Source organism: Streptomyces sp. NPDC020958 (genome assembly GCF_055562175.1).
In genome coordinates, this window is the sequence record NZ_JBVHFU010000011.1 from 20,218 (window position 1) to 31,768 (window position 11,551).

The window sequence follows — 11,551 nt, forward strand, 5'->3', positions numbered from 1 at the left end:
CTCAGCGGAGCAGAGTGGCCAGTCGCGTCGCCGCGTCACCGATGGCGGCGACGATCTCGCCCCGGTCGTCCCTGGCCGCCGCGTGCGGCACGACCGCGCTGACCGCCGCCACCACGTCCCCGTGCTCGTCCCGCACCGGGGCGGCCACCTCCAGCACGTCCTCGTCGTACTCGCTCTCGCAGACCGCGACCCCGCGCGCGGCGTCCGCGGCGACCCGCGCCAGCAGGTCGTCCACGGTCCGCGGCGCGTAGGGGCCGCCCGCCCCGATGAAGTCCTCGCCGCCGAGGAGCCGGGCGACCTCCTCACGCGAGTGGTCGAAGAGCAGCGCCCGGCCCGCCCCGGTGCACCAGACCGGTGTCAGCCGTCCCGCGCGCGCCCAGGAGAACTCGGCCCAGGCCGCCAGCTCGGCCCGCACCGAGAGCACCATCGCCCCACAGAGCACGTCCACATAGGCACACGCCCCGAACCGGACCACCAGCTCCCGCAACAGCGCCCGGCTCTCCACCCCCCAGGGACCGGCCTCCGCGGCGACCGCCAGCAGGTCGGCCCCGGCACGGAACTCGTGTCCGTCCCGGGCGAGCGTCCCGGTGCCGACCAGATCCCGCAGCAGTCGCGACGCCTGCCCCTTGTCCAGCCCGCTCTCCTGCGCCAGCCGGACCACCCCGGGACCGCCCCGGCTGTCGAGCTCCCCCCGGACCACCCGTTCCACCAGTCCGAGCCCCCTGGGCAGTGCGCCTGTCGCCACGTCCATGCGCCGGATGCTACAGATCCGCACGGCGGGTGCGCGGCCGCACGGGCGACCTCGCAACAAGAGCACCGCCGAGTACGGGGCCCCGCGGCCCGTGACGGAACCCCTCCTTCCCGGCGCCCGCCGCCCTCAGCCGACCACCGCAGCCCGTACGCACAGCACGTCCGGGAGATGGGAGGCCAACTGCCGCCAGCTGTCGCCGTCGTCGGCCGACGCGAACACCTCGCCGTTGCGATTGCCGAAGTACACCCCGGCCGGGTCCGCGTCGTCCGTGCAGAGCGCGTCGCGCAGTACCGTGCCGTAGTGGTCGTCGGTGGGCAGGCCCGCCGACAGCGGCTCCCAGGTGCTGCCGGCGTCGGCCGTGCGGAAGACCCGGCAGCGGCGGCGGGCGGGCACCCGGTCCGCGTCCGCGTTGATCGGGAAGACGTACGCCGTCCCGGCGCGGTGCGGGTGGGCGGCGGCCGCGAACCCGAAGGTGGAGGGCAGGCCCGCACCGATGTCGGTCCAGTGCGCGCCGGCGTCGTCGCTCCGGTACACCCCCCAGTGGTTCTGGAGATACAGCCGGTCCGGGCTGCCCGCGTCCTGGGCGATCTTGTGCACGCACTGTCCGAACTCCGGGTGGGGATCGGGCAGGAACACCGCGGAGACACCGGAGTTGGACGGTGCCCAGCTCGCACCGCCGTCGGTGGTGCGGAACACGCCCGCCGTCGAGACGGCGACCGTCACCGCCCGCGGGTCCCGACGGTCGGTGAGCACCGTGTGCAGGCCCTCACCGCCGCCGCCCGGCACCCACCTGTCCCGCGTCGGGTGCTCCCACAGCGGCCGGACCAGGTCGAAGCTCTCCCCGCGGTCCTCGGACCGGTACAGCGCGGCCGGTTCCGTGCCCGCGTACACCACGTCCGGCTCGGCGGCGGCCGGGTGCAGCTGCCACACCCGCTCCAGGGAGGCGCCGGTGTCCTGGGGGAACCGCACGGCGGGCCGGGCCGGTTCGGTCCAGGTGCGGCCCAGGTCGTCGGAGTGGAAGACCGAAGGCCCCCAGTGCGCGCTGTCGCCCCCCGCCAGCAACCGGGTCCTGCCGTCCCGGTTGTCGATGGCGACCGAGTAGATCGCCTGCGCGTTGAAGTAGGGACTCTCGTCGAAGTCCCAGGTGCCATCTCGCCGTCGCCCCAGGAACAGACCCTTGCGGGTGCCCACGGCGAGCAGTACCTCGGTCATGCCGATCACCTCCATGACGTCTTCGTCACAGCCAGTCCTCAGATGTCGGCCAGTGTGCACCCCACCACTGACAGTCCCCCGCGGGATCGCGTCGCCGCAGGTCAGAGCCGTCGTGTCGGTCGGCAGAACAGGTCGTCGGAACGCGTTCCGGAAGACGCCTGCGCGAGCGGGGCCAGTCGTGCGACCGTCGACACGGAGGTTCGCCGTGAGCAGCCGTGAGCAACAGGGCGGCCTCTGCCGTATGGGAGGGCGGTCCGGGCTGTCCGTGCGCGCGTGAGGAGGATGCCCTTGAAGGCGTTCCGTGGTCCGAAGGTCTGGCTGTGGCGCTGGCGGCGCAATCCGCTGAAGCGTCGCGCCGACACGCTGGAGGCCTGGGTGCTGCTCGGCGCCTGGCTGCTCACCCTCCTGGCCGGGGTGCTCGCCGGGCTGACGGCGGCCCGGTCGGTGGAGGGCGGCCTGGCCCGCGAGCGCGTCGAATGGCATCCGGTCGTGGCCCACGTCGTGGAGAAGGCTCCCGGCAGATCCGCCACCGAGTCCGGGTCCGGGTCCGGGTCCCGTTCCGAGTCCGGGTCCGGGTCCGGAGCCTCCGGCGGTGAACGCGTCTGGGCGAGAGTGGGCTGGAGCGTCGACGACGGCTCGGTGCACACCGGCCAGGCTCGTGTCCCGGCGGGCAGCAGGGCGGGCACCCCGGTGACCATCTGGACGGATCCCCAGGGCCACCTCGTCACCCGGCCCGCCACCGCCTCCGAGGCACACCTGCGCTCCGCGCTGATCGGCGGCCTGGTCGGCCTGAGCGCGGCGGCCGTGCCGTTCGTCGCCGGACTGGTGGCGCGGGGACGGCTGGAGCGGCGCCGGATGGACCGCTGGGACGCCGAGTGGTCGCGACTCGGACCGCAGTGGGGCCGGATGACCGGCTGACGCCCACGCACCACCGATGCCCCGCGCACCACCGATGCCGCCGGTCAGGTGCTCGTCAGTGCCGTCCGGCAGTGGGCGAGCAGGTCCTCGTCCTGGGCGATGTCGTGACTTCCGTAACCACCCGGCCGTGCCGTGTGCCGCCGCGCGGTGGCGAGTTCGGCCGTCAGCAGGTCGTGCAGCGGGGCACCTGCCGGGCCCATCGCCGCCAGGCACCCGGCGATCGTGCGGCGTGTGTACGGGTTCTCCGACCAGGCGGCCCGGAACACCGGCAGCACCGGTTCCGGATCCCCGCCGATCCGCCACAGGGCCCATGCCGCCCCCGTCCGCTCCCACACCCGGCCGGACGCGGCCAGCGCACGCAGCGCGGGCAACGCGTCCCGGGCGACGGGGCCCAGCCGGCCCAACTGCTCGGCAGCGGACCTGACACCGCGACCGCGGCCGACCACCAACTCCCGCATCAGAACCGGGAGCACGGCATCGGCGTCGCCCTCCGCCGCCCACAGGGCCCCCGCCGCCCCCGCCGCGTGCCGGGTGCCGAGCAGCCCGCGCAGCACCGGCACCGCCGCCCGCGCGGCGCTCCCCAGCGCGTCCAGCGCCCGCACCGCCTGCCCGACCAGGGCCTCCCGCGCCCCGAGCCCGTCCGGTGCGCCGCGCAGCAGCCGCAGCACCTCGGGCACCGCCGCGGCGTCCGCCAGCGCGGTGACCGCCGCCAGCAGCGGGGCTGCCGTCTCGGCGGCGTCCGGTGCGTCCAGCGGGACACGGCCGAGCCGGTGCCGCAGCGCCGGGGCGAGCGGAGCGGCCGCCCGGCCCAGGTGGACCACCTCGAAACCCAGACCGGCGGGCACCACCGGCCCGGCCAGTAACTGGGCCAGGGCGGGCACCGCACGCGGATCGCCGCTCCTGGCCAGGGCCTTGAGGGGGCCGCCCAGCGAGGGCCTGCCCCGCTCCCAGGTCCGCACCCACAGGTCGGGACGCACCGTCACCAGCATGTGCAGCTCGTCGGCCGCGGGCGCGGCCAGCCCGAAGAGTTCGGCGAGCACCGAGACGGCCGCGTCCCGCACCTGGTCCTCCATGGCCCGCAGCTGAGCGCCGATCAGGCGGACGGGAGCCGTGAAGTCCGCCCGCCAGGCACGGAACAGCCCGGCCGACATCCGCACCGCGTTGCACCGGTCCATCGCCCCCGGGCTGCTCAACTGGCCGACGAGCAGGTCGATCCGGTCGGCCACCCGGTCGTCCAGGGCCTGGTGCAGGGTGCGCAGCAGGGACGACCCCTCCTCGTCCGACGGCCGCAGCCGCCGTATCCGGCCGACGAGCGTGTCCGTCTCCGCGCGGTCCGTACCGGACGATCGGCGCTCGGTACGCTCCCGCAGCAGCCGGACCACGGTCGGGACCGGATCGGCGGGCAGCCGCTGCGGCGCGCGCAGCGCCAGCTGCCCCAGTGCGGCGAGCCGTGTTCCCGGGGCGTAGGGCGGCTCGCTCTGCGCGGCCAGCAGGTCCAGCGCCCCGGCCGCCTGCACCGGATGGCGCAGCACGAACAGGCCGAGGGCCTCGGCGAGCGCCCGCAGCACCTGTTCGTCGCTCTCGGACCTGATCCGGCGGCCGAGCACCTCCAGGACCCGAGCCGGTTCGTCCAGGAACCGGACCAGCGCGTCGGCCGCCGCCCGCCGCACCCCGGGGCACGGGTCGTCGGCGAGCGGCACGAACACCTCGGCACGCGCAAGTACGGCGGCCCGGGCCCGGCTGCCGACGCTCTGCGAGCCGATGCTGACCAGCAGTTCCACTATGGCGCCCCGGTCCCGCACCTCCGGGCGGGCGACGAGCGCGCACAGGAACGGGACGCAGGCGAGCGTCGAGTCGTACACGTTGCCCCGGTGGTGCACCGAGCCGTACAACCCGTCGAGCGCGGCCTCCCGTTCGGCCGCGTCCGCCGATGCCAGTCGGCGCAGCAGCCCGGGCACGTCCGCCGCGCTGCCGTGGGCGTGCCGCAGCGAGGTCCAGTCGACCTCGTCGATCCCCGTGAACACGTTGTCCTCCCCAGGCGAGTACCACCTGTTCGGGAGTCTGCACCACGGCACTGACAACGATGCGGAATCGCACGACGACTGTGTGCGATCCGTCGGCGGTCACCGGCCACCGGCACACCGGGAGAGGTCAGTTCGCGCCGGGCAGCGCCCGCTCCAGGATCGGGTCGAGTCCGGTTCCGGCGGGCAGGGTGCCGAACGCGTACCCCCAGTCGCCGCCGAGCCGGGTCGCGCAGAAGGCGTCGGCGACGGCCGCGGGGGCGTACCGGACCAGCAGCGAGGCCTGCAGGGTCAGCGCCATCCGCTCGACCAGGCGGCGGGCGCCCGCCTGATCGGCTTGCGCCGCTCCGGTCTTCAGCCGGGCGATCGCGGCGTCCAGCCGGGCGTCCGCCCCGCGGGCGTGCGCGAGTTCGCCGAAGAAGGCGTCGGCGGTGCCGGGTTCACGGGAGAGCGCCCGCAGCACGTCGAGCGCGTTGACGTTCCCGGAACCCTCCCAGATCGACAGCAGCGGAGCTTCCCGGTAGTGCCGGGGCATGCCGGAGTCCTCGACGTAGCCGTTGCCGCCCAGGCACTCCAGGGCCTCCGCCGTGAAGGCCGGGCCGCGCTTGGTGACCCAGTACTTGCCGACGGCGGTCGCGATCCGGCGGAACGTCCGCTCCTCCTCGTCCCCGCGCACCGCGCGGTCCGCGGCCCCCGCGAGACGCAGTGTCAGCGTGGTCGCGGCCTCCGACTCCAGCGCCAGGTCGGCCAGCACGTTGCGCATCAGCGGCTGGTCGACGAGCCGTGCGCCGAACGCGACGCGGTGCCGGGCATGATGACCGGCCTCCACCAGCGTCTTGCGCATCAGGGTCGCCGAGTTCATCACGCAGTCCAGCCGGGTGCAGTTGACCATCTCGATGATGGTCTTCACGCCCCGCCCCTCCGGGCCGACCGACCAGGCCAAGGTCCCGTCGAACTCGGGCTCCGACGAGGCGTTGGACCGGTTGCCCAGCTTGTCCTTCAGCCGCTGGATGCGGAACGGGTTGCGGCTCCCGTCGGGCAGTACCCGCGGCACCAGGAAGCACGACAGCCCGCCCGGCGCCTGCGCCAGCACCAGGAAGACGTCGCACATCGGGGCCGAGGTGAACCACTTGTGGCCGCGCAGCGTGTAGACGCCGGACTCGGACGTGGGGGCGGCTGTCGTGGCGTTCGTCCGTACGTCCGAACCGCCCTGCTTCTCGGTCATGCCCATCCCCGCGAGCAACCCGGGCTTGTCCGTCGGCACCCGCAGCCCGGGCTCGTAGACCCTGCTGGTCAGCAGCGGTTCGTAGACCTTGGCCAGCTCCGGCTGCGCGCGCAGCGCGGGAACGGCGGCGTAGGTCATCGACGTCGGACAACCATGGCCGGATTCGGTGTGTCCCCACACCAGCCCGCCCGCGGTCCGCGCGACGTGGGCGCCGGGACGGTCGTCCGCCCAGGCCGCCCCCGCCAGCCCCTCGGCCACCGCCACCCGCATCAGGTGGTGCCAGGCGGGGTGGAACTCGACCTCGTCGATGCGGTGGCCGTACCGGTCGTGGGTGCGCAGCTCCGGCTCGTACCGGTTGGCCAGCTCACCCCACTCCTGGGCCTCCGCGCTCCCGGCACGTGCCCCGAGCCGCCGGATCCCCTCCTCGGCCCACCCGGCACCCTCCCGGCGGAGACCTTCGAGCAGGACCGGGTCGTCGGAGGCGTCGTAGGGAGCGAGCGGCGGCGCCTGGTTGGTGACGTCGTGGGTGGCGGCGGTGGCGGTGGGCTGTGGCTGCGGAAGCGCGGCGGTGGAATCCATGGCCTTCATGTTGCACTTAATCTGCGGTCGTAGCAATGATGCAACATGGAGTCGCACGTACAGTACGTGACCATGCCCGTGAACGTGTCCGCCGAGCCCGTCGAGGTCGACCCGCGGCCCCTGTCCGCCCGGTCGGTCGTGCTGAGCCTGCTGCTGGGCATGCACCCCCCGCAGCTGCCGGTGAAGGACCTCGTGCGGCTCGTCGAGCCCTTCGGGATCGGCGGCTCGACGCTCAGGGCCGCCCTCAGCCGCATGACGGCCTCCGGTGACCTCCGCCGGACCGATGACGCCGTCTACGGCCTCAGCGACCGGCTGCTGGCCCGGCAGCGCCGCCAGGACGAGGCGGTACGGCCACGCACGCGCGCATGGGACGGCGACTGGGAGATGCTGGTCATCACGGCCACGGGTCGCGGGCCCGCCGAGCGGGCCGACCTGCGCACCCGGTTGACCGCTCTCCGGCTCGCCGAGCTCCGCGAGGGGGTCTGGCTGCGCCCGGCGAACCTGGCGAGGGCCCTGCCGGCCGACCTCCAGGAGATCGCCGAGTCGTACACGTCCCGCCCGGCCCGCCCGGCGGCCGAACTGGCTTCCGCCCTCTGGCCGTTGACAAACTGGTCCGCCAAGGCCCGAGCCCTTCTGCTCCAGGCGGCCGAGTCCCCTCTCCCGCCGGCCCGCTTCACGGTCTTCGCGGCCGCGGTCCGCCATCTGCTGACGGACCCGGTGCTGCCCCCGGACCTCCTCCCACCCGACTGGCCGGGCGACCGTCTGCGCGCCGCGTACGCGGACTACCGGGCGGAGTGGGGAGAGCCGACGCTCCCCCCGCCCACCTGACGACAATCCAGGTGCGCTCCGCCGACGGAGGCTGGCAGGATCCGCGCATGCCGATCGTCGAAGTGTCGCCCGGAGTGTCCCTCGCCTACGAAGGATTCGGCGATCCCGGTGACCCCCCTGTACTGCTCGTGACGGGCTTCGGTGCCCAGATGATCGCCTGGCACGAGGACTTCTGCCGGGCGCTGGCGGACCGCGGCCGGTACGTGATCCGCTACGACAACCGGGACAGCGGTCTGTCCACCAGGTTCGACGAACACCCCGTCGACGTCGCCCGGTTCATCGCCACGGTGCGCTCGGGGGACACGGCGGCAGCCCTCGCCATGGTCCCCTACCGTCTTCAGGACATGGCCGACGACGGCCTCGGCCTCCTCACCGTGCTCGGTGTCGAACGGGCCCACGTGGTCGGCGCGTCGATGGGCGGCATGATCGCCCAGACCATGGCCATCAGCCGGCCGGAGCGGGTGCTGACGCTCACGTCGATGATGTCCTCGACGGGGGAGAGCGCATACGGCCGGTCCACCCCCGAGGCGCAGGCGGCGCTGTTCAGCCCGAAACCGTCGGACCGCGAGGGGTACATCGCGGCGGCGGACCGGGAACTGGTGTGGGCGTCGAAGCGCTACGGGGATCCCGCGGTCCTCCGGGAGCTGGCCGCGGCCAGTTACGACCGTGCGCACCACCCCGCCGGGCTCGGACGCCAGCTCGGTGCGATGGTGCTCGGCGGCTCGCGCGCGGACGCGCTCCGGCACCTGCGGGTACCGACTCTGGTGATCCACGGCCTGGACGACACGCTGATCGACGTCAGCGGCGGTCGGCGCACCGCTGAGCTGGTGCCCGGAGCGGAACTCCTCCTGGTCCCCGACATGGGACACGACCGCCCGCGCCGGCTCTGGCCCGAGATCATCGACGCCCTGGTGAGGCACACCGGCTGAGCACACGTCCCGGACGCCCGCCCCGCGCACGGCCGTGATCCGCGAGATGCCACGGGACATGACGGACGATACGGTGGAAGCGGGTTGCAGCCCGAGTTTCCCTGACGTCCGGCTCTCCGGCCCGTGGTACGGCTCCCCGGCCGCGTCCGCAGCACCGAAGCAGGTGAATCATGAACCGAACTCGCCGCCCCACCGCACTCGCGTTCCTGGTCACCCCCGCGCTCGCGATGAGCCCCGCGACGGCCGCCCACGCCTGGGCCGCCGTCCCGCCGGGCGCCGTGTCCCTCGCGGCCTGCCATGTCGAAACGGACTCGGCCGGGCGGTATCACCTGTGGGGCGAGGGTTTCCCCAGCGACATGAGGGTGAGTTACTCGGGTGCCACCCCGCAGTCCTCCGCGGGCACCGTCTCCACGGACCGTGCGGGCAGGTTCGACCTCGGCGGTCTCAGCGGCGGCACGTTCGTCGTGACGACGGCCGACGGGAAGACCCAACTCACCTGCGCCGCGGTCCGCCACTGACGCCAGGACCCCGACGGGGGCCGTCACCGTCCGCTGAGCGGCGACGGCCGGCCCGCCCGGCTCACTTGTAAGTGATGTCCGAACTCGCGTACTTGCAGTAGGTCCCGTCCGGCCCGCTCCCGTTCGTCGGCGGCTCCGCGCCCGTGTTGTTGCCGATGTACTTCTGGCAGGGCACGATCTTCTTGCTGCTGTCCCCGACGATCGTGATGTTCTTCAGCGTCGCGCTGTCACCGTAGTTGGTGTTGATGCCGACCAGCGCGCTGCCCTTGTAGGTCGCCTCGATGGTGTTGAGGTTGATCGTGCGCTTGTACTGCGTCTTGCAGTTGCCGCACGAGCGGACCAGCTTGCCGAAGTTCCGCACCGCGAACGTGGACACGTTGAGCGTTCCGGCGCCGTTGAACTGGAACACCTTGTCGCTGGCCTCCTTGGCGCCACCGCCGGAGACGGTGTACACGTTGGACGACGAGGAGCCCTTGAACGTCGCCGCGTCCTCGCCGACGTCCTCCCACCACACGTTCTGCAGCGTGCAGCTGCCCTCGCAGTGGATCCCGTCCGCGGCGGGCGCGCCGATGATGACGTTCTTGAGGACCGTGCCGGCCGCCAGGTCGAGGATCGGGTCCTGGTCCTCGCTCTGTCCGCCGGTGCCCAGGGCGCCGCTGCCGTACAGGCGCAGCATCCCGTAGTCCTTCGTGCCGGACAGCTTGATGGTCGCCGTGACCGCCTGGCTGCCGCTCGCGGTCGGCCAGGTGGCCGCGTTCGCCTGCGCTCCGTTAGTCATGACCATGCCAAACGAGAGCCCCAGGGCGGCCAGTCCGCCCAGCAGGGGGCGTGCACTGGTCCGTGCTCGTGAAGTCATGTCCCGTATGCCTTCTTTCGAGTGTGGGGGGTCTGGTGGGGTGCCTTTCAGGTCGATGTTCTCTGTGTTGAATGATGGACGCACATGTGAACTCTTCGGTCGGACGCCTGTGCGGACAGGGTCGTCGCCGGGCCCGTCGGTCAGCGTGCTGAACGGAACGTAGGGTGAAAGCGCTTTCTAGTCAACGCCTCGCACAGGATTCGGCCGACATGGCGGCGAGCCCCGCATGCGGACGTGGGAGCGCTTCCAAAGCGGGCCATGTGCATGCCACGATGCCGGGAGCTCCCCGGCCGGTGCCCGGCTGACCCCCACGCTCAACGGCACCACCTGCACGGCCAGTTGACGGTCCCGTCACCCCTCGTCAGGAAGGCCCCCGTGAAGCCGCAGCCCAGCAGAACGCCGTTCGCCTCGCTCCTCAGCGTCTGTGTCCTCGTCCTCGCCCTGGTGGTGACGGCAGCCGCCGTCACGGCGCTGGCCCGCGGCCCCCGTCAGGTGACCACCGGCGCCGCCCGGGCCGACCACTGGGTGGCCACCTGGACCGCGATGCCCCAGCTCACCGAGGTCGGCAATCTGCCGCCCGCGCCCTTCACGGGGGAGTCGTCGGTCCTGGCCGACACCACCCTGCGCCAGACCGTCCGGGTCACCACCGGCGGGCACCGGCTGAGGCTGCGCTTCTCCAACGCCTACGGCGACACCCCGCTCCCGCTCACCGCGGTGACCGTGGCGCTCCCCGAGGGCGGCCGGGCCGGCGTCAGCGCCGTCGTCCCCGGCAGTGTCCAGCCCGTCACCTTCTCCGGGCGCGCTGCCATCGTGGTACCCGTCGGCGCCCAGGTCGTCTCCGATCCCGTGGACCTGGAAACGGACCCCGGCGCCGAACTCACCGTCACGGCGTACACCGCGCAGGGCCAGCCCGACCATGCGCTCACCTCGCACCCCGGATCGCGCACCACGTCGTACCTCCTGCGCGGCAACCACGTCCAGGACCCGGACCTCACCGGTGCCACACCGGTCGACCACTGGTACCTGCTCAGCGCCGTCGAAGTGCGGGCGCCTGCCGCGACCCGTACCGTGGCCGTCGTCGGTGACTCCCTCACGGACGGACGGGGCTCCACCACCAACGGCAACGACCGCTGGCCCGACCAGTTCTACGACCGGCTCCGGTCCCTTCCCGCCACCTCGGGCATCGCGGTGATCAACCAGGCGGCGGGCGGCAACCGGGTCCTCAACGACGGCCTCGGCCCCAACGTCCTGGCCCGCCTCGACCGTGACGTCCTGTCCAGCAGCGGAGTCTCCTGGCTGATCGTCTTCGAGGGCGTCAACGACATCGGGACGGCTGCCGCCACCCCGCAGGCCCAGCGAGCCGTCGCCGACGACCTGATCGCCGCCTACCGGCAGATCGTCGTGCGCGCCCACGCCCAGGGCATCCGTGTCTACGGCGCCACCCTGCTGCCCTTCGGCGGCAACGCGTACGACGACGGAGCGGGGGTCCGGGAGGCGGCCCGGCAGCGGGTCAACGCCTGGATCCGGGTCCCCGGCCACTTCGACGCGGTGCTCGACTTCGACCGGGTGGTACGCGACCCGGCCGATCCCGCCCGACTGCGCGCCGACCTCCAGGTCGGCGACGGGCTCCACCTCAACCCGACGGGGTACGGGGCGCTGGCCGCGGCGGTCCCCTCGCACCTGTTCGGCGCGCGCTCCTGACCCGGCAACACGC

General features: G+C 73.3%; 10 protein-coding genes. 5 read left to right on the forward strand and 5 right to left on the reverse strand.

From position 1 onward, the window contains the following. Window position 1: 1 nt before the first annotated feature. Entirely contained in the window at window positions 2-751 is a 750-nt protein-coding gene (locus ACZ3KP_RS27515) for an IclR family transcriptional regulator domain-containing protein (RefSeq protein ID WP_467502460.1), read from the reverse strand. Window positions 752-877: 126 nt separating this feature from the next. Then, window positions 878-1,963 carry a WD40/YVTN/BNR-like repeat-containing protein gene (locus tag ACZ3KP_RS27520; protein WP_467502462.1) on the reverse strand — a complete coding sequence of 362 codons (1,086 nt, stop codon included), beginning with the start codon at window positions 1,961-1,963 and terminating at the stop codon, window positions 878-880. Between the two features lie 282 nt (window positions 1,964-2,245). Between ACZ3KP_RS27520 and ACZ3KP_RS27525 the strand changes: the two genes are divergently transcribed. After that, window positions 2,246-2,881, forward strand: coding sequence for an Rv1733c family protein (locus ACZ3KP_RS27525; RefSeq protein WP_467502463.1), 636 nt, complete (start codon window positions 2,246-2,248; stop codon window positions 2,879-2,881). 44 nt (window positions 2,882-2,925) lie between these two features. Here ACZ3KP_RS27525 and ACZ3KP_RS27530 read toward each other — a convergent pair whose 3' ends face one another. Together ACZ3KP_RS27530 and ACZ3KP_RS27535 are read right to left on the reverse strand one after the other, a co-directional pair. Next, a complete protein-coding gene (locus ACZ3KP_RS27530; protein WP_467502464.1) occupies window positions 2,926-4,905 on the reverse strand; it encodes a HEAT repeat domain-containing protein in 1,980 nt (659 codons plus the stop codon). 127 nt (window positions 4,906-5,032) lie between these two features. Then, the gene (locus ACZ3KP_RS27535) at window positions 5,033-6,706 is read right to left on the reverse strand and encodes a DNA alkylation response protein (RefSeq protein WP_467502466.1); all 1,674 of its coding nucleotides are present in this window, start codon (window positions 6,704-6,706) and stop codon (window positions 5,033-5,035) included. A gap of 72 nt (window positions 6,707-6,778) precedes the next feature. Here ACZ3KP_RS27535 and ACZ3KP_RS27540 point away from each other — a divergent pair, with 72 nt between their 5' ends. The 3 genes from ACZ3KP_RS27540 (at window position 6,779) to ACZ3KP_RS27550 (ending at window position 8,981) form a co-directional block, all read left to right on the forward strand. Then, window positions 6,779-7,534 carry a PaaX family transcriptional regulator C-terminal domain-containing protein gene (locus tag ACZ3KP_RS27540; protein ID WP_467502822.1) on the forward strand — a complete coding sequence of 252 codons (756 nt, stop codon included), beginning with the start codon at window positions 6,779-6,781 and terminating at the stop codon, window positions 7,532-7,534. 47 nt (window positions 7,535-7,581) lie between these two features. Beyond that, window positions 7,582-8,463: an alpha/beta fold hydrolase gene (locus ACZ3KP_RS27545; protein WP_467502467.1), complete on the forward strand. Its 882-nt coding sequence runs from the start codon at window positions 7,582-7,584 to the stop codon at window positions 8,461-8,463. Between the two features lie 170 nt (window positions 8,464-8,633). Further along, a complete protein-coding gene (locus ACZ3KP_RS27550; protein WP_358973422.1) occupies window positions 8,634-8,981 on the forward strand; it encodes a hypothetical protein in 348 nt (115 codons plus the stop codon). A gap of 61 nt (window positions 8,982-9,042) precedes the next feature. Here ACZ3KP_RS27550 and ACZ3KP_RS27555 read toward each other — a convergent pair whose 3' ends face one another. Next, complete coding sequence (locus ACZ3KP_RS27555) at window positions 9,043-9,837, reverse strand: pectate lyase (protein WP_467502469.1); 795 nt, start codon at window positions 9,835-9,837, stop codon at window positions 9,043-9,045. 375 nt (window positions 9,838-10,212) lie between these two features. Here ACZ3KP_RS27555 and ACZ3KP_RS27560 point away from each other — a divergent pair, with 375 nt between their 5' ends. After that, on the forward strand, window positions 10,213-11,538 hold the full coding sequence (locus ACZ3KP_RS27560) for an SGNH/GDSL hydrolase family protein (protein WP_467502471.1): 1,326 nt from the start codon (window positions 10,213-10,215) through the stop codon (window positions 11,536-11,538). The last annotated feature ends 13 nt before the right edge of the window (window positions 11,539-11,551 follow it).

Coding starts and splice junctions, on each gene's coding strand:
- ACZ3KP_RS27515 (WP_467502460.1), bottom strand. CDS start 751: ATGGACGTGGCGACAGGCGCACTGCCCAGGGGGCTCGGACTGGTGGAA.
- ACZ3KP_RS27520 (WP_467502462.1), bottom strand. CDS start 1,963: ATGACCGAGGTACTGCTCGCCGTGGGCACCCGCAAGGGTCTGTTCCTG.
- ACZ3KP_RS27525 (WP_467502463.1), top strand. CDS start 2,246: ATGCCCTTGAAGGCGTTCCGTGGTCCGAAGGTCTGGCTGTGGCGCTGG.
- ACZ3KP_RS27535 (WP_467502466.1), bottom strand. CDS start 6,706: ATGGATTCCACCGCCGCGCTTCCGCAGCCACAGCCCACCGCCACCGCC.
- ACZ3KP_RS27540 (WP_467502822.1), top strand. CDS start 6,779: ATGCCCGTGAACGTGTCCGCCGAGCCCGTCGAGGTCGACCCGCGGCCC.
- ACZ3KP_RS27545 (WP_467502467.1), top strand. CDS start 7,582: ATGCCGATCGTCGAAGTGTCGCCCGGAGTGTCCCTCGCCTACGAAGGA.
- ACZ3KP_RS27550 (WP_358973422.1), top strand. CDS start 8,634: ATGAACCGAACTCGCCGCCCCACCGCACTCGCGTTCCTGGTCACCCCC.
- ACZ3KP_RS27555 (WP_467502469.1), bottom strand. CDS start 9,837: ATGACTTCACGAGCACGGACCAGTGCACGCCCCCTGCTGGGCGGACTG.